Source organism: Allosphingosinicella indica, from assembly GCF_900177405.1.
In the GTDB taxonomy this organism is placed as follows: domain Bacteria; phylum Pseudomonadota; class Alphaproteobacteria; order Sphingomonadales; family Sphingomonadaceae; genus Allosphingosinicella; species Allosphingosinicella indica.
The window spans coordinates 1,509,145-1,532,220 of sequence record NZ_LT840185.1 but is presented as its reverse complement, the minus strand read 5'-3'; the positions used below and the strand labels follow the sequence as shown (position 1 = coordinate 1,532,220).

The 23,076-nt window shown below is 67.7% G+C and carries 22 protein-coding genes and 2 tRNA genes; 4 read left to right on the top strand and 20 right to left on the bottom strand.

The features are described 5' to 3' along the window. Window positions 1-77: 77 nt before the first annotated feature. Together B9N75_RS07605 and B9N75_RS07600 are read left to right on the top strand one after the other, a co-directional pair. On the top strand, window positions 78-1,727 hold the full coding sequence (locus B9N75_RS07605; RefSeq protein ID WP_157123742.1) for a DUF885 family protein: 1,650 nt from the start codon (window positions 78-80) through the stop codon (window positions 1,725-1,727). 297 nt (window positions 1,728-2,024) lie between these two features. Continuing rightward, complete coding sequence (locus B9N75_RS07600; protein WP_172840836.1) at window positions 2,025-2,417, top strand: hypothetical protein; 393 nt, start codon at window positions 2,025-2,027, stop codon at window positions 2,415-2,417. Between the two features lie 196 nt (window positions 2,418-2,613). Here B9N75_RS07600 and B9N75_RS07595 read toward each other — a convergent pair. The 6 genes from B9N75_RS07595 to B9N75_RS07570 form a co-directional block, all read right to left on the bottom strand. After that, a tRNA-Gln gene (locus B9N75_RS07595) sits at window positions 2,614-2,688 on the bottom strand. A 63-nt stretch (window positions 2,689-2,751) separates the two neighbouring features. Next, window positions 2,752-4,131 (bottom strand): FAD-containing oxidoreductase, encoded by a 1,380-nt coding sequence (locus B9N75_RS07590; RefSeq protein WP_085218247.1) that lies wholly within the window; start codon window positions 4,129-4,131, stop codon window positions 2,752-2,754. Then, entirely contained in the window at window positions 4,128-4,589 is a 462-nt protein-coding gene (locus B9N75_RS07585) for a DUF4126 family protein (RefSeq protein WP_085218246.1), read from the bottom strand. Before B9N75_RS07585 ends, B9N75_RS07590 begins: the two co-directional genes overlap by 4 nt. Window positions 4,590-4,640: 51 nt before the next feature. Then, window positions 4,641-5,108 carry a peptide-methionine (R)-S-oxide reductase MsrB gene (gene msrB / locus B9N75_RS07580; RefSeq protein ID WP_085218245.1) on the bottom strand — a complete coding sequence of 156 codons (468 nt, stop codon included), beginning with the start codon at window positions 5,106-5,108 and terminating at the stop codon, window positions 4,641-4,643. A 14-nt stretch (window positions 5,109-5,122) separates the two neighbouring features. Next, window positions 5,123-5,198 (bottom strand) — tRNA-Val (locus B9N75_RS07575). 139 nt (window positions 5,199-5,337) lie between these two features. Continuing rightward, complete coding sequence (locus tag B9N75_RS07570) at window positions 5,338-5,919, bottom strand: helix-turn-helix domain-containing protein (RefSeq protein ID WP_085218244.1); 582 nt, start codon at window positions 5,917-5,919, stop codon at window positions 5,338-5,340. Between the two features lie 88 nt (window positions 5,920-6,007). Here B9N75_RS07570 and B9N75_RS07565 point away from each other — a divergent pair, with 88 nt between their 5' ends. Then, complete coding sequence (locus tag B9N75_RS07565) at window positions 6,008-6,493, top strand: DUF6456 domain-containing protein (protein WP_085218243.1); 486 nt, start codon at window positions 6,008-6,010, stop codon at window positions 6,491-6,493. A gap of 15 nt (window positions 6,494-6,508) precedes the next feature. On the opposite strand, the gene B9N75_RS07560 is transcribed toward B9N75_RS07565, so the two are convergent. The 3 genes from B9N75_RS07560 to B9N75_RS07550 are packed head-to-tail and all read right to left on the bottom strand — an operon-like array spanning window position 6,509 to window position 8,838. Then, window positions 6,509-7,573: a 2OG-Fe(II) oxygenase gene (locus B9N75_RS07560; RefSeq protein WP_085218242.1), complete on the bottom strand. Its 1,065-nt coding sequence runs from the start codon at window positions 7,571-7,573 to the stop codon at window positions 6,509-6,511. A gap of 4 nt (window positions 7,574-7,577) precedes the next feature. Then, window positions 7,578-8,330: an anti-sigma factor family protein gene (locus B9N75_RS07555; RefSeq protein ID WP_085218241.1), complete on the bottom strand. Its 753-nt coding sequence runs from the start codon at window positions 8,328-8,330 to the stop codon at window positions 7,578-7,580. Then, complete coding sequence (locus tag B9N75_RS07550) at window positions 8,320-8,838, bottom strand: sigma-70 family RNA polymerase sigma factor (RefSeq protein WP_085218240.1); 519 nt, start codon at window positions 8,836-8,838, stop codon at window positions 8,320-8,322. Before B9N75_RS07550 ends, B9N75_RS07555 begins: the two co-directional genes overlap by 11 nt. Window positions 8,839-8,936: 98 nt before the next feature. On the opposite strand from B9N75_RS07550, the gene B9N75_RS07545 reads away from it, so the two are divergent. Continuing rightward, window positions 8,937-9,242, top strand: a complete 306-nt coding sequence (locus B9N75_RS07545) for a plasmid stabilization protein (protein ID WP_085219466.1) — start codon at window positions 8,937-8,939, stop codon at window positions 9,240-9,242. A gap of 114 nt (window positions 9,243-9,356) precedes the next feature. On the opposite strand, the gene B9N75_RS07540 is transcribed toward B9N75_RS07545, so the two are convergent. The 11 genes from B9N75_RS07540 to B9N75_RS07495 all read right to left on the bottom strand — a co-directional run bounded on the left by B9N75_RS07540 (window position 9,357) and on the right by B9N75_RS07495 (window position 23,051). Beyond that, window positions 9,357-10,247 (bottom strand): branched-chain amino acid aminotransferase, encoded by an 891-nt coding sequence (locus tag B9N75_RS07540; RefSeq protein ID WP_085218239.1) that lies wholly within the window; start codon window positions 10,245-10,247, stop codon window positions 9,357-9,359. A gap of 63 nt (window positions 10,248-10,310) precedes the next feature. Continuing rightward, window positions 10,311-11,165: a pyrroline-5-carboxylate reductase gene (proC, locus tag B9N75_RS07535; protein ID WP_244552291.1), complete on the bottom strand. Its 855-nt coding sequence runs from the start codon at window positions 11,163-11,165 to the stop codon at window positions 10,311-10,313. Window positions 11,166-11,222: 57 nt separating this feature from the next. Continuing rightward, a complete protein-coding gene (locus B9N75_RS07530) occupies window positions 11,223-11,732 on the bottom strand; it encodes a type III secretion system chaperone family protein (RefSeq protein WP_072046982.1) in 510 nt (169 codons plus the stop codon). A 95-nt stretch (window positions 11,733-11,827) separates the two neighbouring features. Next, window positions 11,828-12,142, bottom strand: a complete 315-nt coding sequence (locus tag B9N75_RS07525) for an accessory factor UbiK family protein (protein WP_085218238.1) — start codon at window positions 12,140-12,142, stop codon at window positions 11,828-11,830. 19 nt (window positions 12,143-12,161) lie between these two features. Next, entirely contained in the window at window positions 12,162-12,716 is a 555-nt protein-coding gene (locus B9N75_RS07520; RefSeq protein WP_085218237.1) for a TspO/MBR family protein, read from the bottom strand. 22 nt (window positions 12,717-12,738) lie between these two features. Beyond that, entirely contained in the window at window positions 12,739-15,870 is a 3,132-nt protein-coding gene (locus B9N75_RS07515) for an efflux RND transporter permease subunit (protein WP_085218236.1), read from the bottom strand. Window positions 15,871-15,876: 6 nt separating this feature from the next. Continuing rightward, window positions 15,877-16,947 (bottom strand): efflux RND transporter periplasmic adaptor subunit, encoded by a 1,071-nt coding sequence (locus B9N75_RS07510; RefSeq protein WP_085219464.1) that lies wholly within the window; start codon window positions 16,945-16,947, stop codon window positions 15,877-15,879. A gap of 40 nt (window positions 16,948-16,987) precedes the next feature. Beyond that, window positions 16,988-17,722 carry a TlyA family RNA methyltransferase gene (locus B9N75_RS07505; RefSeq protein ID WP_085219463.1) on the bottom strand — a complete coding sequence of 245 codons (735 nt, stop codon included), beginning with the start codon at window positions 17,720-17,722 and terminating at the stop codon, window positions 16,988-16,990. Between the two features lie 15 nt (window positions 17,723-17,737). Continuing rightward, window positions 17,738-17,998 (bottom strand): hypothetical protein, encoded by a 261-nt coding sequence (locus B9N75_RS13955; protein WP_157123741.1) that lies wholly within the window; start codon window positions 17,996-17,998, stop codon window positions 17,738-17,740. A gap of 2 nt (window positions 17,999-18,000) precedes the next feature. Beyond that, the gene (dxs, locus tag B9N75_RS07500; RefSeq protein WP_085218235.1) at window positions 18,001-19,929 is read right to left on the bottom strand and encodes a 1-deoxy-D-xylulose-5-phosphate synthase; all 1,929 of its coding nucleotides are present in this window, start codon (window positions 19,927-19,929) and stop codon (window positions 18,001-18,003) included. Window positions 19,930-20,141: 212 nt separating this feature from the next. Beyond that, window positions 20,142-23,051, bottom strand: coding sequence for a M16 family metallopeptidase (locus tag B9N75_RS07495; RefSeq protein WP_085219462.1), 2,910 nt, complete (start codon window positions 23,049-23,051; stop codon window positions 20,142-20,144). Window positions 23,052-23,076: the final 25 nt, after the last annotated feature.

The window sequence follows — 23,076 nt, the reverse complement described above, 5'->3', positions numbered from 1 at the left end:
ACACAGGCAAGGGAGAGCGGCACGTGCAACATCGGATAGGGCGCGCGGCACGATGGCTCGCTCCGCTTCTCGCTGGCGTGGCGCTTTCCCAAGCGGCCAGTGCCCAGCAGGCATCGCCGCCACCGGCGGGGGTGACCGCCACCTCCGGGGCCGAGGCACAGCCCGAAGCCTATCGCGCGCTCGTCGCGCTGCACGGCGAGTTTCGCGCGTTGGTGCCGCCGCCGATGCGCGACGGCGTTCCCGATTATTCGCCCGCGGCGACGGGTGCGCAATATCGCGCGCTGCAGCAGTTGATGGGGCGCCTGCGCGCGATCGACGACAGCGCATGGCCGATTCCGCTCAGGGTCGATTATATGGTCGTGCTCGCCGAGATGCGCGGGATGGACTTCCAGCATCGCGTGCTGAAACCTTGGCAGCGCGATCCGGCTTTCTACAGTACGACCAACCTCGGCTTCGGCCCCAAGATGCACGGCGCATTCTCGATCCCCGATCTGCCGATGCCGGCGGCCGAGGCTGGTGCGCTGGCGAAGAAACTGAACGCAGTGCCCGAAGCGCTGCGCCAAGCCCGCGCCAATCTGACCGAACCGCGCGGCGATCTCGCCCGCCTCGCGATCGAGCAGAAGCGCATTGAAGTGAACGTCTTTTCCCGGCTGGCTTCGGAAGCGAAGGCGCACAACCCGGAGCTCGTAGCTCCGGCGACCCGTGCGCGCGATGCCGCGGCCGGCTTCCTCGCCTGGCTGACGCAGATCGAAGCGGGGCTCCCCGCGCATGGCGGCGTGGGGCGTGAGAATTACGACTGGTATCTGCGCCATGTGCTGCTGCTGCCCTACACCGCCGACCAGATCGAGACGATTGGCGACCGGGAATATCAGCGCATGGTCGCCTTCCTGCGGATCGAGGAGCATCGCAATCGCGACCTCCCCGAAATCCCGATGGTCCGCAGCCGCGCCGCCTTCGACGCGAAGCGCGCGCGTGAGGATGAGGCGCTGCTGACCTTCCTGCGCGAAGGCAAGTGGGTCACCGTGCCCGATTATCTCCGCCACGATCCGGCGGAAGGGCCGTATATCCTCCCCGCGGAGCGCGATCCCAAGCGGCCGGGGCTGTTCGACGATCCCGAGAACGTCCACTTCTTCTTCCAGACCGAGTTCCGCGACGGAACGCCGCTGCGCGCGCACAATCTGCCCGGCCATATGTTCGATCGGCTGCAGGCGGAGCGCGACACGCGGCCGATCCGCGGGCAGCGCCGCCTGTTCTTCGTCGACGGCGTCCGCAACGAAGGCTGGGCCTTCTACCTGGAGGAGATGATCCTCCAGGGCGGCATGCTCGACGGCAGCCCGCGCACCCGCGAGATCGATTATATGCTGGGGGCGAAGCGCGCCGCGCGCCTGCGGCCGGAAGTGCGCATGCATGCCAATGAATGGACCTGGGCGGAGGCCAACGCCTCGCTGATCAGCCGCACGCCGCGCTGGATGCACAAGGGCGACGCCATCGCCCAGTTCGATATCGAATTGTATCTGCGGCAGCCGGGCTACGGCATCGGCTATCATATCGGGAAGGTCGAGCTGGAACGGCTGCTGGCCGAGCGATCGATGCAGCTCGGCGACAGCTTCGACATCCGCGCATTCCACGATCAGTTCCGCGCCGCGGGCGCGGTCCCGATCTCCCTCATCCGCTGGGAAATGACCGGCCGCGACGACGAAATCGCGACGCTGAGAGGCGATTTCTGATCGGTCGGGTTGTCCAAGTCGAGTTGCGCAAAGTTCGACTTGGCGACGCCCCATCAGCCCCGATGCCAGGCGAACCCTCTTTTGCGCGTCTCGACGTGCCAAATCATCGTCCAACGAAGAGGACAGTCTGACGAAATTTCTCGCGCGCTTCGATATTGCGTGGAGCGATATCCAATCCGCCCGAGTAAACTTCGAGTGTGGCCCGGAACCTTCCGGATCCTGGACCAGCCCGCGCCGACCATTCGGCGCAGCTTCTTCGGTAATTACTCCGCGCATTGGGCGTGCTAGCATCTGCTCATGTTCAGAAATCCGCATCGAGATCGGCTCCGTAAAATGTTCGCGGATCAGTTCGAGCAGGATGGAGAGAGCTTTCTTTACCGGCGAGACCTCAAAGGCGCTGCCATTCGCGTTACTCAGGCGGAGCGCGATGAGTTCGTCGCATCATTCAACAGGACCGCGCGCTACATATTCTGGTCGCTGGTTCCTGGGTCTGTGTTTGTCATCTTCCTCCTAGCATGGCTGGTGCCGCAGCAAGACGAAGCAGCGCGCACCACCGCCGTCTGGATTGCGGTCCCGGCAATTCTTATCCCTTTCGGCGCAGCGTTTTACAGGATCTGGACGAGGCCCGCGCGCTGGCCTTCTCGAGAATATCTTACGCGCAGTTGGGGTTGGGCGCGTTGCTCGGCATAGGTCTCGCTTGGAGCCATTGGATGGAGCCCGGCAATTTTGACGCCTCAGAAGCCGCCTGGGTGGGTTGCGGGGTTTTCCTCGCCCTGCTTTCCGCCGTTCAGACTGTTCGCAAATGGCGTCATAGCCGAAGTCGGACATCGGTCTAACGTGTCGCATCTCGTCGCTCACCGCTAAATCGGGAGGCGACCGGAGCCGCTGGCTGGGGCGGCAGGATTCGAACCTGCGAATGGCGGCACCAAAAGCCGCTGCCTTACCACTTGGCGACGCCCCAGCAGCCGGCGCGCCTTATAGCGCGGCGCGGCGGGAGGGGAAGCCTTTCACTGGCGCCTTCGGATCAGGCCGGGGCGAGGTCCATGATGAGGGTCGGGATCAGCTCGGACACGGTGGGGTGGATCGGCACCGCCCAGCGTAGCGTGCGATAATCCATCCCCGCATGAACCGCATCGAGGATGCCGTGGATCGCCTCGTCGCCGCCGGTGCCGAGGATCGCGGCGCCGAGGATGCGGTGCGTCTCTGCGTCCGCGATCAGCTTCATGAATCCCTTGGTCTCGCCCTTCTCCTTGGCGCGGCCGACGCGGCTCATCGGCCGCTTGGCGATCAGCAGCGGTCGGCCGGACTTGCGCGCCTCCGACTCGCTCATTCCGACGCGGCCGAGCGGCGGATCGGTGTAGAGCGCGTAGCCGGAGACGCGCGCACCGACCTTGCGGTTCGCACCGTCGAGGAGATTGGCAGCCACGATCTCGTAATCATTGTAGGCGGTGTGGGTGAAGGCGCCGCGGCCGTTGCAATCGCCGAGCGCCCAGACGCCGTCTGCACTCGTCTTGAGATGCTCGTCGACCGTGACGTAGCCGCGCGCGTCGGTCTCGACGCCGGCTGCATCGAGCCCGAGATCGGCGGTGTTGGGGACGCGGCCGACCGCGAGCAGCAGATGGCTCCCCTCCATCACCGGCGGCCCGTCCGCGCAATCGACCGCGATGGCGACGCCGCCCTCGCGGCCCGGCTGGAGACGGATGCATTCGGCGCCGGTGCGGATCGCGATCCCCTCGTCTTCCAGCAGGCTTTGGAGTGCTTCCGACACGTCCTCGTCCTCGCGCATGACGATGCGCGGGCTGCGCTCGACCACCGACACGCGCGCGCCGAAGCGGCGGAACATCTGCGCGAATTCGAGCCCGATGTAGGAGCCGCCGACGACGAGCAGATGCTCGGGAACTTCGGTGAGTTGAAGGATCGAGCTGTTGGTGAGAAATGGCACGCGGTCGACGCCCGGAAGATCGGGCACGAGCGCGCGCCCGCCGACGTTGAGGAAGATGCGCGGCGCGGTCAGCCGTTCGCCGTCCACCTCGATCGCGCTAGGGCCGGTGAAGCGGGCATGGCCGCGGATAAGGGTCAGCCGCTCCATCCCCTCGAGCCAGCGCGTGTTGCCCTCGCGCGCGTCGCGCGTGATGCCGTGCGCGCGGGCTTGGACGCGGGCCATGTCGACCGTGATGTCGCCGCCGATGCCGACGCCGTACTCGCCGGCGCGGCGGACGAGATGCGCGGCATAGGCGCTGGCGACCATCGCCTTGGTGGGCATGCAGCCGGTGTTGACGCAGGTGCCGCCGATAAGGTGCCGCTCGATCAGCGCAACGCTCATGCCTTCAGCGGTCAGCCGCCCGGCGAGCGGCGGCCCGGCCTGCCCGGCGCCGATGATGATCGCGTCGAAGCCGCGGCTCATGCCGCCGCCGACAGCACCGCGATGGCGAGCGCGATGCCCGCCACGTCCTCGATCAGCGCCGCGGGGAGATCGCGGCCCAATGCGGCGGCAAGGCGCGCGCGGATCGCGGCGCCGCCGAGCGTGCCGGCGATGCCGCCTACCGCGCCGGCGGCAAGGCCCAGCCACAGCGCGCCGCCCGCGATACCGATCGCCGCGCCGCCAAGCGCGCCCATCGCGATGCGCGCGGCGAAGGCCGGCGGCTGCTTGCGGCTCGGCGTAGTCGGGAGCTTGTCGGTGACGAGCTCGCCCACCGCGAGAAGGGTCGCGATCCACGGCGTCCAGGGATGTGCCAGCCAGGACAGCCAGGTGCCGGAAAGATCGATCCAGCCGAGATGCGCCGCCCAGGCAACCGCGGCGGGAACGAGCATCGCGCGGAGCCCCGCGACGACGCCTATGCCGAAGGCGAGAAGGATCAGCATCGCGGCAGACTAGCCGAAAATTACGGCTGCGTCACGATGATCCGGCAGCGATCAGGCGCGATCGGGCAGGCGGCGTGCCGGCTCGGAACCGTCCGGCACGAATACCATCGCCACCGAATTGAGGCAGTAGCGCAGCCCTGTCGGCGGCGGGCCGTCGGGAAAGACATGGCCCAGGTGAGATGCGCAGCGTGCGCAGCGGATTTCGGTGCGCACCATGCCGTAGGAATGGTCGGTGATCTCGGCGATATGCTGCGGATCGTAAGGCTCGGTGAAGCTCGGCCAGCCGGTGCCGCTCTCGAACTTGGCGCCTGCCCTGAACAGCGGCAGCCCGCACAGGCGGCAGGCATAGGCGCCCGGCTCCTTGGTGGCGAGCAAGGTGCCGCAGAAGGCGCGCTCGGTGCCGTGATGGAGCAGGACTTCGCGCTCCTCGGCAGTGAGATCCGCTTCGGCGGCGGTGCGTTCGGCGTCGTTCAGGGGTGTGAGATCGTATCCGCTGGCGGACAGCGTGCCGGTGGTCATGGTCCGGGCTCCTGTGGTGGGCGCTGACGGGCTCGAACCGCCGACCCTCTCGGTGTAAACGAGATGCTCTACCAACTGAGCTAAGCGCCCCAAGGGGTGAGCGCTGCATGTAGGCGCCGCCGCGGCGCGGTCAAGCGCGGGGTTGGGATGATGTACCCCTCCCCGTCATGCTGACGATCGCGATCGTCTCCAGCATGGACCCTGAAACGAGTTCAGGGTGACGGTCCACTCAAAGCGGGCGGACAAGGCGGACGGCGACGGCGGCCCAGGGCGGATCGGTGATCACCGTCTGGCGCTGGCCGGAGCCGAGCGGCAGCAGGTGGAGCTTACCCCCGCTTTCGCCCGCGGGCGCCTCGCGGCCGATCAGCCGGCCGAAGACGAAGCGTCCGGCGGGGCGCGGCAGCAGCACGTCGCGGTTCATCGCCTGGCTGAAGGCGTCGGGGGCGAGGCGCCGGCACCAGATTTCGTCGCCCGCGCGATAATCGCCGATCCCCGCCTCGACGCGCACGGCGATCATCCCCGCTTCCACCGCCGGGGGCAGCGCCAGCGCCTCGCGGCGCGGCGCATGCGCGCCGTCGGGGCCGAGCAGCGCCGCGATCGGCAGGTCGTCGCGCTCGGGAAGTCGGACAAGATCCGCCGCCTCGACGCCCAGCGCCTTGGCGATGCGGTTGAGCCAGCCGACCGACACCGTGCGCGTACCCGTCTCCAGCCGGCCCACGGTCTGCGGCGTCGTCGGCGGAATGCATTGGTCCGCGACTTCCTGCAGCGTCATCTTCTTCGCGCGCCGAACTTCGCGGATGCGGGTGATCATGCGGCGATCCTTTTAACCGATACGGTTTCCTTCTGTCCTACATTCCATCCGGCGTGGCAAGGACGATTCGACGGGCGATGGAGGGTGGATGCGACGCAATCGATTGCTGGTGGAAGAGGCGCTGCCGCAGGATGGCCGCGGGCGGACGCATGCCGGCAAGCGCCCGGTGCGCAGCGTCACCGTCAACGCCGTGGAATCGCCGCTCGGCTGGCTGAAGGCGCGCGGCCATGTCAGCCAGCGCCAATATGACGCGGGCGAGCGGCTGCGCGCCGACTGGGAGATGGCGCAGCTCGGCGCGTCGGTGACGATGCGTTGGGATGCGCCGCCGCTCGGCCGCACGCCGCGCGGCAGTCACGATCACGGCAGCGCGACGCTCGCCCAGATCGCAGCCAAGCGCCGCTTCGACGCCGCGATCGAAGCAGTCGGCCCGGGCCTCTCCGACATCGCCTGGCGGACGGTCTGCGCGGGCGAGGGCATGCGCGATGCCGAGAGCGCGCTCGGCTGGCCGGCGCGCGCGGGCAAGCTGGTGCTCGGCCTGGCGCTCGACCGGCTGGCGGACTTCTACCGGATGTGAGCGGGCACGCTCCCCTCAGCCATTCTCGCCGAGATATTTGAGATTGGCTTCCCGCACCTCGGCCGCGGCCTCGTCGTAGAGGAAAGGCAGATAGGCGAAGCGCTCGCCGCGCGTCACCGGTGTCGCCTCGTGGAGCAGCGAGCAGGAGAAGACGACCGCGCCGCCGGTTGGCGCGCGATAGGTGCGCGGGCCGAATTCCGGGAAGCGCAGATCGCCACCGTCATACTCACCAGCGTTGAGGTTGAGCGTCACGGCGAAGCGGCGGTGCGCGGTGCCCTTGGTCGTATTGTCGCGATGCGGCCGGAAATGGCCCGCGCCGGCCGAATAGCACGCGATGAGGTGGCGCTCGATCCGTGTCGGCTCGAATGCGAAGGCGCGCTGGACCGCCGGGGTCAGCCGCCGCGCGAGCCGTGCCAGCACCGAATTGCGGAGCTCCGCATCGTCCACCTCGACGTCGCGGCGCTGCTTGTGGGTCGCGTCGTGGACCAGCACGGTCTGGCCGTCTACTTCACGCATGAAGCCGGATTCGACACCGCCCCGATCGCGATAATAACCGACCAGCCGCTGGCAGAGCTCGGGCTCCAGCACGTCCGGCACCACTAGCACCGGCGCGTGCGGCTCGGGCGGCGCGGCCTCGATCGCACCGCGCAGGCAGGCGATCGCCTCCTCGCCGCGATCGACCGGGAAGGCGCCGAGCACGCGCAGCGCCGGATCGAGCACCAGCCAGTGCGGGCGATAACGCTCCGGGCCTTCCTCGGCGTGGTAGAGGCGGCTCACCGAACGATCATAGTCGAGAAAGAAGCGGAGCCCCGGGAGCCGCTGCGCGATCCGCCCCATCTCCGCATCCTCGGGATCGACGGTGATGCCGAAGAAGCAGGCCTTTGCATCATCGAACAATGCGCGATGCGCGACGACCACCGACAGCGCCGCCGCAGTGGGCGCGAACCGGGCCGATCCCATGAACAGCAACAGCACATGCCGCCCGGCGACCGAATCGAAGGCGTAGCGCGGCGATCCCGAAAGCGCCTGCGCATGGAACCAGGGCGCGTGATCGCCGGGTAGGATTCGCGTTGCGGTCATGCGGTCAGCGCAGCCGGTTGTCCGCCAGGTCGCGCGCCGCGATGTCCAGCGCCTCGGGCGCGGCCGCCCCGGTTAGCGCGTAGGAGATGTCGCCGTTGCGCCAGTAAGCGACGGATTCCGCGCCCTTGTCGATCACCACGGGTGTGGCGGGGGCATCGCTGCCGGCGTGGATCGCGAAGATCGAGATCGCATCCTCCTCGGCGGTATCAACCATGATCTGCAGCGCCGGTCCCTCGTCCGACGGGAAGATCTGCACGTCTCGCACGGTCCATCCTTCGGGCAGCACGGGCATCCGGATGCGGGTGGCGCGCATCACTTCGCCCGCATCGAACACGCGCGATTGCGGCAGCGATTCCATGCCGGCGCGCAGCATCCCGGTGCGATAGGCCATCAGCGCATCGGCGACGTAGGGCGGCGGCTCGGCCTGTGCGGGGCCGTCGTTGACCGCGATCATCAGCAGCACCACGGCGGCGGCGCTGGTCATCAGCCCGGCGAGCGGACGAAACAGGCGCGAGCGCGGCTTGCCCGCCAGCCGCCGGTCTAGCCGATCAGCGGCACTGCCGAGGCCGGACGGGACCGGCCCTTCCGCGCGGGCGAGCAGCCGAAGCGCGCTGCGGGCACGGAGATCGGCCATCACGCTGGCGGCGAGCTCGGGATCGTGCGCCAGCCGCTCCTCCACCGCCATGCGGCGGGCGAGATCGAGCTGATCGTCGACATAGGCTTCGAGCTCGATCGGCTCGATCGATTCAGGACGCATCGGTGCCTCCGACAATACGCAGGGGATGGGGAGCGACGTCGGCCTCGCGGAGCGCCGCGCGGGCGCGACTGATGCGCGACATGACGGTGCCGATCGGCACCTCGAGCGCGTCCGCCGCCTCCTGGTAGGAAAAGCCCTCGACCGCGACGAGGTGGAGCACCGACCGCTGCGCTTCCGGCAGCCGCGAGAAGCGCGCCGCTATCTGGGCGAGATAGACCGCCTGCTCGGGATCGCTCGAGGCGATCGCGTCGGCGGTCTGATAGGCGAAATCCTCGTCGCGCGCGGCTTCCGCCTCGCGCCGCCGGATGCCGCTGATGAAGGCGTTGCGCAGGATCGCCAGCAGCCAGACCTTGAGCGAACGACCGGTCTGGAAGGTGCCGCTCTTCTCATAGGCGCGGAGCAGCGCGTCCTGCACGAGATCGTCCGCCGCCGCGCGGTCCCGCGCGAGGCTCCGTGCATAGCGGCGCAGCACCGGCAGTGCGCGCTGGACGTCCGTTTTTCCCCACATATGCGAACCTTACGCCTGCGGCGCCGATTTTATTCCATCGCTGAACCGCGCTTCCCGCGGCGCGTTGGGATCGGTACCCCACAGTCTTGGAGGCCGTCATGCCACAGGGTGACAAATCCGCTTACACCGACAAGCAGAAGCGCAAGGCCACGCATATCGAGCAAGGCTATGAAGAGCGCGGTGTTCCCCGGAAGGAAGCCGAAGCGCGCGCTTGGGCGACGGTGAACAAGGAAAGCGGCGGCGGCAACAAGTCTGGCTCCGGCCGCGGCAAGCCCGATACCAAGGTTTCGTCGCGGAAAGGTGGCAAGAAAGGCGGCGCGGCCTCGGCCAGCCGCAGCGCCGCCGACCGCTCCGCCGCGGCCAAGAAAGGCTGGGAAACACGCCGCAAGCGCGGGAATAGTTGAGGCGTCTCCTTACCTCACCTTTGTCATGCTGAACTTGTTTCAGCATCCATCGCGATGAGGGTCGCGACCGTCTCCGCCATGGACCCTGAAACGAGTTCAGGGTGACGTCTATGGTTACGCGTTCGGCAGGCGCCGATGCACTAGGTCGAGATAATCCTTGCGGAGCTGGCGGGTGAGATCGCCGACTTCGAAATTCCACGGGCCGGCGGACTGGACCGGGGTCACCTCGGCAGCGCTCCCGGTGAGGAAGAATTGTTCGAAGCTCTCCAGCTCCTCGGGCCAGATCTTGCGCTCGATCACTTCGATCCCGCGGCGGCGGGCGAGGTCCATCACGGTGCGGCGGGTGATGCCGTCGAGGAAGCAATCGGGGACCGGCGTGTGCAGTGCGCCGTCCTTGACGAAGAAGGCGTTGGCGCCGGTCGCCTCCGCCACCTGCCCGCGCCAGTCGAGCATCAGCGCGTCGTTATAGCCGCGATCGTCGGCGCGGTGCTTGGCGAGCGTGCAGATCATGTAGAGGCCCGCCGCCTTGCTCTCGGTCGGCGCGGTGTAGGGGGCGGGGCGGCGCCACGGCGAGATGTCCAGCCGGAGGCCGCTCTCGATCGCCTCATGGCCGAAATAGGTGCCCCATTCCCAGGCAGTGATCGCGACATGCGGCTTGGTGCGCTGCGCCGCGACGCCCATCTGCTCGGACCCGCGCCAGGCGAGCGGACGCATATAGCCGTCCTCCAGCCCATTGGCCTTCATCACTTCGATACAGGCGGCGTCGAGCTCCTCGACCGTCCAGGGCAGCTCGAAGCCGAGCAGCGACGCGCTCTTGCGGAGCCGCGTGCTATGCTCGCTGAGCTTGAAGATCTCGCCCGAATAGATGCGCTGCCCCTCAAACACCGCGGAGGCATAATGCAGCGCGTGGGTGAGGACGTGGACGTTCGCCTCGCGCCAGGGCACCAGCTTGCCGTCGAACCAGATCCAACCGTCCCGGTCGTCGAAGCTGCGCTGGTCGGTCATGTCGGTCCCCGTCGGCTGTGGTGCGGGGGCGGGATAGGAAAGCCGGGAGGCGCGGTCAACGCGTCAGCGCCGCGCCGCCGCCCCCATCTCGCGCGAGCGATCGACGGCCGCCTCCAGGGTGCGGCGGACGAGATCGGCGAGCGCAGCGTCGTCGTCGAGGATGTCGAGCCCCTTCGCGGTCATCCCCCCGGGACTGGTAACGCGCACCGCAAGCTCGTGCGGCGTTTCGGGCGAAGATCCGGCGAGGCTGCCTGCGCCGTCGACCGTCGCGAGCGCGAGCCGCGCCGCCTGCTCGGGCGGCAGGCCGAGCGCCGCGCCCGCCGCCGCGATCGCGTCGATGAAACGGAAGACGAACGCGGGGCCACTGCCGCAGAGCGCACCGACGACATGGAGCAGATCCTCGTCCTCCACCCATTCGGCGTGGCCGAGCGCCGTCATCAGCGCGCCCACGGCTTCGCGCGCAGCCGGGTGGGCGCTGTCGGAGAACAGCCCCGTCGCGCCCTTGCGGAGCGCCACCGGCGTGTTGGGCATGGCGCGAACGATTGTGCGCGGCGCAGCAAAGCGCGCGCGGAGCGAGGCGGTTTCGACCCCGGCGAGGATCGAGACGAGGATGGTCTCGGGCGCCAGAGCGGGCGCGAGCGACGGCGCGACATCGTCCAGCTTCTGCGGCTTGACGCCGAGCATCGCGATCGCCGGCGTTTCGTCGGCGGGAAGCGCAGTGAGCGTGCGCACGCCGCCCGGCGCGGGGGTGCCGCTGGGGCGAATGACGGTCACGCGGTCTGGGTCCAGCCCCGCCGCGAGCCAGCCCTCGAGCATCGCCCCGGCCATATTGCCGCAGCCGATCATCCAGAACGGGCCGGGAAGGTGGATCATGCCATCGTCATTGCGAAGCGCGTAGCGCCGCGGCAATCCAGCCATTGCTGGATTGCTTCGCTGCGCTCGCAATGACGGGACTGGTACGGAATGCCCGCGCGGTCACGCCTCGCCCTGCGTCTCGATCAGCGCGGCGGCGATGGCGTCCTGGGGGGTCTTGTCGGCCCAGAGCACGAACTGGAAGACGGGGTAGAAGCGCTCGCACTCCTCGATCGCGGCTTCGACCAAAGTCTCCGCCTGGCGCAGCGTCAGCGTCGCGCCGTCGTCATTCTCGATCAGCGCGGCGTGGCGGAAGAGCACGAGGCCCGAGGTCGCCCACAGCTCGAAATGGCCGAGCCAGAGCTGCTCGTTGATGAGACCAATCGTCTCATAGGTCTGCGGGCGCTTATCGGTCGCGACGCGGATATCGGGGAGCGCGAGGAACTGGAGGACATTGTCGTCGTCGCGCCAGATCGCGCGCAGCTCATACTGCGCCCAGCTTCCCTGGAACGTCGCCACGATCTCGTCGTCGCCGCTGCGCTCATAGGCCCAGCCGTGCGCGCCGAAATAATATTCGAGCATGTCGATCGGCGCGCCCGCGTCGCGCTCGGCCTCATATTCGTCGACAGTCATGCGCAATCCCTGACGCCCTTCACTCACGCGAGTCTGCAACGCACCGCACCGCCGCCGCAAGGGCAGCGGGCGCCGCTATAACAGAAAGCTGTGGATTAGTCGCCGCGCCCCGACGCTGCGGGCTTTTGCTTGGGCGCGGGCTTCGCCGCCGGCTTGGCCGCTTGCGGCTTCGCCTTGCCTTCCAGCGCGTCGAGACGGGCTTTCAGCTCCGCATTCTCCTCGCGCGCGGCCACGGCCATCGCCTTCACCGCCTCGAACTCGTCGCGGCTCACCATGTCGAGCCCGCCGACCCAGTCGCGCGCGCGCTCGCGGAACGCCGTCTCCGCCTCGCGGCCCATGCCCGCGACGGTGCCGGCGGCGCCGTTCAGCACTTTCACCAGATCGTCGAACAAACGGTTCTGCGACTGCATGGACGTATCTCCTAGGGTCTCAGAGCGCGATGTCGGTGCTCTCGGCGCCCGGCGCAAGGGTTTCGGCCTCCGGGTTGAGCACGCGGATCTGGTAATTGAGGTAGGAGGCAAAGCACAGCCAGGCCAGATAGGGCAGCATCAGCACTGCCGCAGCCTTGCGGATCCGCCAGAAGAGGGCGGTGACTGCGATCGAAACGCCAAGGATCGCGACGATCAGGATCAGCGCCACGCCGACCTTGTGCCAGGCGAAGAAGACCGGCGACCAGAGATAGTTGAGGATAAGCTGGCCGACGAACAGCGCGATCGCCGCCTCGCGCAGCCGCGCGCCCTTGGCGTGGAGAATCATCGCGAAGGCGAGTCCCAACAGGATGTAGAGCAATGTCCACGCCGCGCCGAACACCCAGCCAGGCGGCATCAGATCGGGCTTCACCAGCGCATCGAACCAGGAATTGCCATAGCCCGAATTGGCGAGCCGGCCGGAGAGCGTGCCGAGCAGCAGCACCGCGGGCACGGTGAACAGCGCATAGCGGAAAAAGGACATACGCAATTGGGACCGGGACGCGATGGCGGTCATGCTGGCATTCCCTATTCTGGGGTTATTCGGCGGGCATCGGCACCGCACCGTGCGGCGCCCCCTCGCCATGCTCGGCGAGCTGCGCTTCCAGCTTGCGCTTCACGGCATCCGGAGAGCCGGTGTAGCGCGCCAGCAGCGAATAGAGGACAGGTATGAGGAACAGCGTGACGATCGTCGCGATGGAGACGCCCCACACAACGACCACGCCGATCGCCTGACGCGCGCCCGCGCCGGCGCCGGAGGCCAGCATCAACGGCACCGCACCCGCGGTGGTCGCGATCGAGGTCATCAGGATCGGCCGCAGCCGTCGCGCCGAGGCTTCGCGGATCGCGTCGGCGATGTCGCGGCCCTGATCGCGCAACTGGTTCGCGAATTCGACGATCAGGATGCCGTTCTTGGCGGCGAGCCCGACCAGCATGACGATGCCGACCTGACTGTAGAGGTTGAGCGACTGGCCCATCACCGCCAGCCCGACGATGCCGCCCGCCACGGCGAGCGGTACGGTGGATATGATCACCCCCGGATGGACGAAGCTTTCGAACTGCGCCGCGAGCAGCAGATAGACGACGAGGATGGTGAGGCCGAACACGAGCAGAATCGAGCCACCCGATTCCTTGAACGACTGACTTTCGCCGCGATAGCCGATGGCGGTGACCTCGGAGGATTGCGCGGCCTGCTGCTCGAGGAATTCGAGCGCCTGGCCGAGCGAATAGCCGGGCGCGAGGCCGCCCGAGAGCGTGATCGCGCGCAGCTTGTTGTAGCGGCCGAGATCGCGCGCGCCCGCCGTCTCGCGCGTCGTCACGAGGTTGGAGAGCGGGATGAGATCGCCGGTGCGGCTGCGCACGTAGATGGATGCGAGATCGGCCTCGGTCGAACGGCGCTGGGCATCGGCCTGGACGACGACGCGATATTCCTCGCCGCGATCGAGATAGGTCGAAACGCGGCGCGAGCCGAGCAGGGTCTGCAGCGCCTGACTGATCGCATCGACCGACACGCCGAGATCGCCGGCGCGGGTGGTGTCGACCTCGATCCGCATCTGCGGCTTCGATTCCTTATAGTCGGAATCGAGATTGATGATGCCGGGGTTGTCCGCCGCCGCGGCGAGGATGCGGTCGCGCGCCTGCGCCAGTTCCTCATAGGTGTTGCCGGCGATGACGAAGTTGATCGGCTGTCCGCGGCCGCGGCCGAGCGAGGAGCGGACCGAGGCATTGCCGCGGACGGCCGGGATGGTCGCGAGCATTCGGTTGATGTCGTTGACCACGTCCTGCGTCGTCTTCTCGCGATTGCCCCATTGGTTGAGGAAGACGGTGTAGGATCCGGTATTGAAATCGTCGCTCTGGCCGAAGCCGCCGGGCGTGCGGGCGATGACGGTGCGGACATCGCCTTCCTTCAGCATCGGCAGCAGCTGCGCCTGCACGTCGAGCACGTAACGGTCCATCGCGTCATAGCCCGTACCTTCGGGCGCGTTGACGTTGACCGAAAGGATGCCGACGTCCTCCGCCGGGGCGAGCTCCGACTGGAGCGTCATGAACAACACGCCGGCACCGCCCAGCAAGACACCGACCCCGGCCAGCGCGATGAGGGGCTTGCGCAGCACCCCGTCGAGCCGGCGGCCATAGGCGCCTTCGAGTCGCTGGAACCGCCGATCGAGCCACGCCGCGAAACGTCCGCGCTGCTCGTTCTTGAGCAATTTCGAACAGAGCATCGGCGCCAGGCTGAGCGCGAGGAAGCCCGAAAAGGCGATCGCCCCGATCATCGCCACCGCCAGCTCGCGGAACAGCAGGCCCGTCTGCCCGGCGATGAACATCACGGGCACGAACACCGCGCAAACGACGAGCGTCATCGAGATGACCGCGAACCCGACCTGCCGTGCGCCCTCGAACGCGGCGGCGAGCGGCGGCTCGCCCTGTTCGATGCGATGGTAGATATTCTCGAGCACCACGATCGCATCGTCGACCACGATGCCGATCGCGAGGACGAGCGCGAGCAGCGTTAGGAGATTGATCGAGAAGCCTGCGACCCAGAGGACGAAGAAGGCGCCGAGCAGGCAGATCGGCACAGTGATCGCCGGGATGAGCGTCGCGCGCCAGCTTCCCAGAAACAGGAAGATCACCAGCACCACGAGCACGGCTGCCTCGGCAAGGGTGAGATAGACCTTGTTGATGGCCTCGTTGATGAACAGCGAATCGTCCGAGCCGACGACCATCGTCATGCCTTCGGGAAGGTTCGGCTGCATCTCGTTCGCGACGCGCTTCACCTGATCCGCCACCGCAAGCGTGTTCGCGCCAGACTGGCGGACAATACCGAGGCCGACCGCATTGTTGCCGTTCATCCGAAACGCCGAATAGGGATTTTCCGGGCCCTGCTCGACACGCCCGACATCGCCGAGGCGGACGAGATAACCGTCCGATCCGCGCCCGACGATGAGCCCCGCAAACTGCTGCGCGGTCGCGAACGGCCGGTCGACGCGCAGGGTGACGTTCTGATCGGCGGATTCGAGGCGGCCCGCGGGAAGCTCGACATTCTGCGAGCGGAGCGCGGTCTCGATGTCGCCGGGGGTCAGCGAATAAGCGGCGAGCCGCTCCGGATTGAGCCAGATGCGCATCGCCGGACGCGCCTCTCCGCCGATGAACACCCGCGCTACGCCGTCGATCGCCGAAAACCGGTCGACGAGGGTACGATCAACATAGTCGGAGAGCTGGAGCCGGTCCCAGCCCGGCTTGGAAATGACGAGGAACATGATCGGCGACGCATCGGCATCGACCTTGCGGACCTCCGGCGGCAGGACTTCGTCGGGCAGATCGTCGGTGACCCGGCCGATCCGATCGCGCACGTCGTTGGCGGCGATGTCGACATCACGCCCGGCGGCGAATTCCAGCGTAATGTCCGACTGCCCGTCACGCGACCGCGACGTGATCGTCTGCAGCCCCTCGATGCCCGACAGGCTCTGCTCGAGGACTTGCGTCACGCGCGCCTCCACCACCGATGCGGCGGCGCCCGTGTAGACCGTATCGACCGACACGATCGGCGGATCGACATCCGGATATTCGCGGATCGAGAGGCTGAAGAAACCGACGATGCCGACAACCACGATCAGGATCGCCAGAACCGCGGCGAAGACGGGCCGTTTGACCGAGACGTCGGAGAGTTGCATCGACCGCTAGCTGCCGGTCGCGCTGGGCGTGCCCGGCGCGGGCGTATCACGGCGGACCTGCTCGGCCCCCGTCACCCGCACCGCCATGCCATCGGCCAGCTTTACGACGCCTTCGGTCACCACCCGCGCGTTTTGCGGCAGGCCCTCGACGATCTCGATCTTGCCGTCGGCGCGCATGCCGGTCTTGACGTTGGTACGGCGGACCTTGTTGTCGGCGCCGACCACATAAACGAAGCGATTGTCGCCCTCTCCCACCACCGCAAGCTCGGGCACCGCAAGTGCGGCGCGCGGCGCGGTCTCGATATTCACCGTCAGCAGCATCCCGGGCTTCAGCCGGTTGCCGGGATTGGGCAGCCGCGCGCGCACCGTGACGGCGCGGGTGTTGGGATTGATCACGGGGTCGATCGTCGAAATCTGCCCGCTGAACCGCTCGTCGGGCCACGCAGCAGCGCGCGCGACGATCGGCTGGCCGGTGCGGATCGCCGACAGCATCGTCTCGGGCACCGGGAAATCGAGCTTGATCGAGGAGAGGTCGCTGATCGTCGCGATCTCGGTTCCCGCCTGGACGACGGCACCGGCGGAGATGTTGCGAAGCGACACCCAGCCTGAGAAGGGCGCCTTGACGATCCGGTCGGCGATCTCGGCCCGCGCCCCGGCCGCCTGCGCGCGCGCAGCAGCAGCGGCGGCGACCTGCGTGTCGAGGCTGGAGGTGGTCGCGAAGCCGCGGTTCTTGAGCTCCTCGACGCGGCTGAGCTGCTGCTGCGCCTCGCGGGCGCGCGCCTGCGCCTCGTTGAGCGACGCGGTCTGCTGACCCTGCGAGAGCACTGCGATGGTCTGGCCGCTGCGCACAAAGGCGCCGTCGTCGAAATTGAGGCGCACGATCCGCTCGGTCACCGGCGCGGAAAGCGTCACCTGCTCGTTGGCGAGCGCGGTGCCCACCGCCTCGATCGAATCCGCAAAGCGCGTCATCTCGGCAGCAGCGGCGCTCACCGTGGGCGCGGGACGCTCACGTTCCTTGGTCTCCCCGCCCGTGCATGCGGCGGCGAGAAGTGCGATCAGCGGGATGAAGCGACGTATCCGATACACCACGCGCCGCTAGCCCGACACACGGCAGCGATCAACCGCGGACTGCGGCGAGCAGAAATTCGACATTTCCTTCGGGACCCTGGATCGGACTTTCAACTATTCCCTCAACGCACCATTGCCTCGATTCGACCCACCGTGCAGCATCTTCGCAGACTCTAAGATGAACGGCAGGGTCGCGGACCACCCCGCCCTTGCCGATTTCGGATCGCTCCGCCTCGAACTGCGGCTTGACCAGCGCCACCAACCGCGCCCGCTCCGCCGCCATGTCGAGCGCCGTATCGAGCACTTTTGACAAGGATATGAAACTCGCGTCGCAAACCACGATGTCCACGGGATCGGGCACGATCTCGCGGGTGAGATAGCGCGCGTTGGTCTGCTCGTGGACGATGACGCGCGGATCGGAACGCAGCTTCCAGGCGAGCTGATTGGTGCCGACGTCGATCGCGAACACTTTGGCCGCGCCGCGCTGGAGCAGTACGTCGGTGAACCCGCCGGTGGACGAACCGACGTCGAGCCCGACCGCGCCCGTGACGTCCCAGCCGAAATGATCGAGCGCATGGGCAAGCTTGATCCCGCCGCGCGACACCCAGGGATGATCGCGCCCGCGTACCTCCAGCGGCGCATCGGCGGCGAGCGGCTGCCCCGCCTTGTCGATCTTGCGCTCGCCCGAGAACACCGCCCCCGCCAGGATCAAAGCCTGCGCCCGCGCCCGGCTCTCCACAAGCCCGCGTTCGACGAGAAGCTGGTCAGCGCGTTGTTTAGCCACCACCAGAAATACAGTCTATCTAGTCCGACGAACTTCGGTGACAGCCTGTTGCCAGTCTTCCCACATCGCCAGATCAGCCGGAGCGCCGTCGCCTGCCGCCGTACGGTCGCACGCCGACAAAAGCCAAGCGACGTCACCGCCCTCGAACACGCTTTGATCCGGCGACCCGCTACGCACCCACCAATTTTCCAGGAATTTTCGCATGGCATCGAAGGCCGTCAGCGCGTCGAGATAGGCGGCAAGCGGTCCGGGCCAGTCCCTCTCGCTTTCCGCCACGGTTACGCCCGCGCCCCCTCGACAACCCCCGCGCTGTTGTGGCGAAGGGCCTTCAGGACCGTGTCGACGATCGCGTCGGCATCCAGCCCCGCCTCGGCATATTGCTTCTCGGGCTTGTCCTGGTCCTGGAAACGGTCGGGGAGGCGCATGGTGCGGATCTTGAGGCCGGCGTCGGTGAGCCCGGCGTCGCTGGCGAGGGTCAGGACATGCGCGCCCAATCCGCCGACCGCGGCTTCCTCGATCGTCACCGCAACTTCGTGCGTGGCGAGCAGGCGGCGGATCAGTTCCTCGTCGAGCGGCTTGGCAAAGCGGAGGTCCGCAACGGTGGTGGAAAGGCCCCGCGCATCGAGCTGATCGGCGGCCTTGAGCGCCTCCGCCAGCCGCGTGCCGAGCGACAGGATCGCGACCTTCTTGCCCTCGCGAACGACGCGGCCCTTGCCGATCGCCAGCGGCTCGAGCGCGTCGGGAATCACGACGCCGGTGCCATTGCCGCGCGGATAGCGCACCGCGATCGGCCCGTCGTCGTGGAGCTGCATGGTGCGCACCATCTGCGCCAGTTCCGCCTCGTCCGACGGCGCCATGACGACGAAATTGGGCAGGGTGCAGAGATAGGCGAGATCGAAGCTGCCCGCGTGGGTCGATCCGTCGGCGCCGACAAGCCCGGCGCGGTCCATGCCGAAGCGGACGGGCAGGTTCTGGATCGCGACGTCGTGGACGACCTGATCGTAGGCGCGCTGCAGGAAGGTTGAATAGATGGCGACGAACGGCCGCATCCCCTGCGCGGCGAGGCCGGCAGCGAAGGTGACGGCATGCTGCTCGGCAATGCCGACGTCGAACGCGCGCGCCGGATGTGCCTGCGCGAACCTGTCGACGCCGGTGCCCGACGGCATCGCCGCGGTGATCGCGCAGATACGGTCGTCGTCGTCCGCCAGCTTCGCCAGCGTCTCGCCGAACACGTTTTGATAAGCCGGCGGGCCGCCGCCCGGCCCCTTGTCCTGCTTGCCGGTGACGACATCGAACTTCACGACGCCGTGATATTTGTCCGCCGCCGCCTCGGCCGGGGCATAGCCCTTGCCCTTCTTGGTGACGACGTGGACGAGCATCGGCCCTTCCTCGGCGTCGCGGACATTCTCCAGCACCTCGACCAGCGCCTCGATATTGTGGCCGTCGATCGGGCCGACGTAGTAGAAGCCCAGCTCCTCGAAGAGCGTGCCGCCGGTCGCCATGCCCCGGGCATATTCTTCCACCTTGCGCGCAGCATTGTGGATAGGCCCCGGCAGCCGCCGCGCGACCTTGCGCGCGATGTCGCGCACCGTGAGATATTTGCCCGACGAGACGAGCCGCGCGAGATAGTTGGAAAGCCCGCCCACCGGCGGCGCGATCGACATGTCGTTGTCGTTGAGGATGACGATCAGCCGGTTGCCCGCGGCCTCGGCATTGTTCATCGCTTCATAGGCCATGCCGGCGCTCATCGCGCCGTCGCCGATCACCGCGATCGCCTTGCCCGGACGGTCGTTCAGCTTGTTGGCGATTGCGAAGCCCAGCGCCGCCGAGATCGAGGTCGAGCTGTGCGCGGCGCCGAACGGATCATATTCGCTCTCGCTGCGCTTGGTGAAGCCGGACAGGCCGCCGCCCATGCGCAGGGTGCGGATGCGGTCGCGCCGCCCGGTGAGGATCTTGTGCGGATAACATTGGTGGCCGACGTCCCAGATCAGCCGGTCTTCGGGCGTGTCGAAGACATAGTGGAGCGCCGCGGTCAGCTCGACCACGCCGAGTCCCGCGCCGAGATGCCCGCCGGTGACCGAAACGGCGGAGATCGTCTCGGCGCGCAGCTCGTCGGCGAACTGGCGGAGCTGGCCGGGATCGAGCCGGCGGAGATCGGCCGGCGTATCGACGGTGTCCAGAAGGGGCGTGTGCGGTCGCTCTGTCATCGCGCCGTCTTAATCGAGTGCGCCGATGCTGTCGAACGCGGAGTGAGTATCTCCGCGCGGGGCTGTCCCCTCTCCCGCTTGCGGGAGAGGTTGGGGTGAGGGTGCGAGCGCAGCGAGCATGAGGCCGCCCCACCCACCCTCACCGCTGCGACTAAGGCGCTCCGTTGCCGCACCGCCAAGTCTCGCTCCTATCCCGCGAGCGGGAGAGGGTCCTACTCCAGCGTCTTCACTTCGATCGGCATCCCCAGCTTCTCGAGCTGCGGCCTTACCTTGGCGGCGTCGCCGATCACCACCCAGACGAGCTTCTTGGGATCGACAGCGGCGCGGATCGCCTTGTCGAGCTCCGGCGCGGTCATCGTGCGGTAGCGGCTGGCGAGCGTCGCCTGATAGTCGTCGGGCCGCTTGTAGAGCGCATTGCCCTGGATCGCGGAGAGAACGGCGGGCGACGTCTCATAGCTGCCCGGCAGCTCGCGGATATTGCCGTTGAGCGTGCGGGTCAGCTCCTCCGGGGTGATGCCCTTCTTGCCGAGGAACTGGGTCATCTGATCGCGCAGCGCCGCGATCGAGTCGCCGGTGCGGTCCGACTGGACGGGCGCGTAAACCAAATAGGGCACCTGATGCTCGACGCGGTTGACGAAGCCCTGGACGCCATAGGCCCAGCCCTTGGTCTCGCGCAGATCTAAGTTGAGGCGCGAGAGGAAGCTGCCGCCGAGAACATCGTTGGCGGCGAGCAGAGTGGTCAGGTCGTCGGTGCCGTTGAGCGGCATGATTTCGCCCGCCAGGATCAGCGACTGCGGCGAATTCGGCCGGTTGATGAGGACGATGCGGGGCTTCGCGGCCGGGATCGGCGCGGCGAAGCTCTTCTCCGGCCGCGCGCCCGCCGGCACCGCCCAGGCGCCGAACCGCGCCTCCAGCAACGGCATGATTTCAGCGAGATTGGCGTCGCCGACGACGAAGATCTGCGCATTGTCGGGCCGCACCCAATTGGCGTGCGCGGAGACAATGTCCTCCCGGGTCAGCGACTTGACGTCATCAACTGTGCCCGATCCGGTGAACGGCACGCCATAGGGGTGCGCGTCGCCGTAGAGCAGCGGCGGCAGCGTGCGGAGCGCGATGCCGGTTGGCTGAGTCAGCTCGCTGGCGATGCCGGCGAGGCGCTGCGCGCGCAACCGCTCGATCTCCTTGGGATCGAAGGCGGGGTTGCGGACGATATCGGCCATCAGATCGAGCGACGGCGCGAGATTGGGCGTCAGCGCGGCGAGCGTCACGCTGGTGCGATCGAGCGTCGCGCCGGTGCTGATCTGCGCGCCCAGCCGCTCCTGCGCCTCGGCGATGCCGACCGCGTCGAGCGACGTCGTACCCTCGTCGAGCAGCGCCGCCATCAGGCTCTGCAGGCCGAGTTTGGACTTGGGATCGGAGGCATAGCCCGCGTCGAACTGGATCGACACGCGCACCACCGGCACCGTCGCGCGGCGCGCGAAGACGACCGGAATGCCGTTGGAAAGTTGCGCCCGCTCGATCGCGGGAAATTCGAGATCGCCGATCGCGCCGACCGGCGGCAGCTTCGAGCGATCGACGCCCTGGAAGCTGCGCGGCATCGGCGCCAGCGGCTGCTCGCCCTCCTGCGGGGTGCGATAGTAGCGCGGACGGATCGTGCCGCCTTTGCCCGAGGCCTGCGCCTCTTCATAGGCGCCGCGCTCGCCCGGCTCGACCGCCAGCGCATAGACCGGCCGCGTCAGCCACTTCTGCATCGCCGCGCGCACCGTCTCCGGCGTCATCGCGGCAAGCCCCTGGAGCTGCTTTTTGTAGAAATCGGAATCGTTCGCGTAGAGCTCGCCCTCCGCAAGCGCGACCGCCTTGCCGCCGAAGCCGCCGACCTGCTCGAGCCCGCGGATCCGGCCCGCGACCTCCTGCATCACGACGCGGCGGACCTCGTCCTCGGTCGGGCCCTTGGCGATGAAGTCCGCCATCAGCGCATCGAGCTTCTGCGCGACCGCACCCGCATCGACCCCCGGCTTCACGTTGACGATCACTTCGAAGATCGAGATGCGGTGGAATTTCTGGACCTGCGCGCTCGCGCTTACCGCCGTCTGGTCGCCGCGGACCAGCGCGTTGTCGAGCCGCGAACTGGCGAGCCCGCCGAACACCTGCGCGGCGACGTCGAGCGCGTCGGTGTCCGGATCGAGCAGCCCGGGCACCGCCCAGTTGCGATAGAGCCGCGTCATCGCGACCTTGTCGTGCATCGTCTCGTTGACCGGCGCTGGCAGCGTCGGCACCGGCGCCTGGGCGGGGCTGTTGACCGCGCCGCGCGGGATGTCGCCGAAATATTTCTCGACCAGCGGCCGCGCCTCGGCGGCATTGATGTCGCCCGCGAGAACCAGCACCGCATTGTTGGGGCCGTATTTGTCGCGGAACCACTGCTTAACGTCGTTGAGGCTGGCGGCGTCGAGATCGGCCATCGAGCCGATCGTCGAGTGATGATAGGGATGCCCTTCCGGGAACAGCGCCGAAAGCTGCGCATATTCGACGAGGCCGTAGGGCTCGTTGTCGCCCTGCCTTTTCTCGTTCTGGACGACGCCGCGCTGGTTATCGAGCACCTCCTTGGTCACCGCGCCGAGCAAGTGGCCCATCCGGTCGCTTTCCAGGAACAACGTGGTTTCCAGTGCGGCGCGCGGCACCGTCTGGAAATAATTGGTGCGATCGAACCAGGTGGTGCCGTTGAGATCGGTGGCGCCGATCTGCTGCATCGGCTCGAAATAGTCGCCCGGCGCATTCTCCGATCCGTTGAACATCAGATGCTCGAAGAGATGGGCGAAGCCGGTCTTGCCCTTGGGCTCGTCCTTTGAGCCAACATTGTACCAGATGCTGACCGCGACGATCGGCGCCTTGCGATCCTCGTGGACGACAACGCGCAGGCCGTTCGCCAGCGTGAAATTCTCGTGCGGGATGTCGACGCGGCCGACCAGGCTCGCGGCGTCGACGGCGGGCTGGAGCGGCGCCGGGGCGGCAGCCGCCGCGCGCGGCGCATCGCTGGAGGCCGTCTGGGTGCAGGCGGGAAGCGCGAGCGCCAAAAGCAGGACGAACGGCAGCAGCAGGCGGCGCATCGGGCGACTCCATTTCATCAAAGGCCGCGGCACCATAGCGAGG

Bases quoted from the DNA above. Each gene is read 5' to 3' on its own strand.
- B9N75_RS07600 (WP_172840836.1), top strand. From the start codon at position 2,025: ATGTTCAGAAATCCGCATCGAGATCGGCTCCGTAAAATGTTCGCGGAT.
- B9N75_RS07590 (WP_085218247.1), bottom strand. From the start codon at position 4,131: ATGAGCCGCGGCTTCGACGCGATCATCATCGGCGCCGGGCAGGCCGGG.
- B9N75_RS07585 (WP_085218246.1), bottom strand. From the start codon at position 4,589: ATGCTGATCCTTCTCGCCTTCGGCATAGGCGTCGTCGCGGGGCTCCGC.
- msrB (WP_085218245.1), bottom strand. From the start codon at position 5,108: ATGACCACCGGCACGCTGTCCGCCAGCGGATACGATCTCACACCCCTG.
- B9N75_RS07570 (WP_085218244.1), bottom strand. From the start codon at position 5,919: ATGATCACCCGCATCCGCGAAGTTCGGCGCGCGAAGAAGATGACGCTG.
- B9N75_RS07565 (WP_085218243.1), top strand. From the start codon at position 6,008: ATGCGACGCAATCGATTGCTGGTGGAAGAGGCGCTGCCGCAGGATGGC.
- B9N75_RS07560 (WP_085218242.1), bottom strand. From the start codon at position 7,573: ATGACCGCAACGCGAATCCTACCCGGCGATCACGCGCCCTGGTTCCAT.
- B9N75_RS07555 (WP_085218241.1), bottom strand. From the start codon at position 8,330: ATGCGTCCTGAATCGATCGAGCCGATCGAGCTCGAAGCCTATGTCGAC.
- B9N75_RS07550 (WP_085218240.1), bottom strand. From the start codon at position 8,838: ATGTGGGGAAAAACGGACGTCCAGCGCGCACTGCCGGTGCTGCGCCGC.
- B9N75_RS07545 (WP_085219466.1), top strand. From the start codon at position 8,937: ATGCCACAGGGTGACAAATCCGCTTACACCGACAAGCAGAAGCGCAAG.
- B9N75_RS07540 (WP_085218239.1), bottom strand. From the start codon at position 10,247: ATGACCGACCAGCGCAGCTTCGACGACCGGGACGGTTGGATCTGGTTC.
- proC (WP_244552291.1), bottom strand. From the start codon at position 11,165: ATGGCTGGATTGCCGCGGCGCTACGCGCTTCGCAATGACGATGGCATG.
- B9N75_RS07530 (WP_072046982.1), bottom strand. From the start codon at position 11,732: ATGACTGTCGACGAATATGAGGCCGAGCGCGACGCGGGCGCGCCGATC.
- B9N75_RS07525 (WP_085218238.1), bottom strand. From the start codon at position 12,142: ATGCAGTCGCAGAACCGTTTGTTCGACGATCTGGTGAAAGTGCTGAAC.
- B9N75_RS07520 (WP_085218237.1), bottom strand. From the start codon at position 12,716: ATGACCGCCATCGCGTCCCGGTCCCAATTGCGTATGTCCTTTTTCCGC.
- B9N75_RS07515 (WP_085218236.1), bottom strand. From the start codon at position 15,870: ATGCAACTCTCCGACGTCTCGGTCAAACGGCCCGTCTTCGCCGCGGTT.
- dxs (WP_085218235.1), bottom strand. From the start codon at position 19,929: ATGACAGAGCGACCGCACACGCCCCTTCTGGACACCGTCGATACGCCG.
- B9N75_RS07495 (WP_085219462.1), bottom strand. From the start codon at position 23,051: ATGAAATGGAGTCGCCCGATGCGCCGCCTGCTGCTGCCGTTCGTCCTG.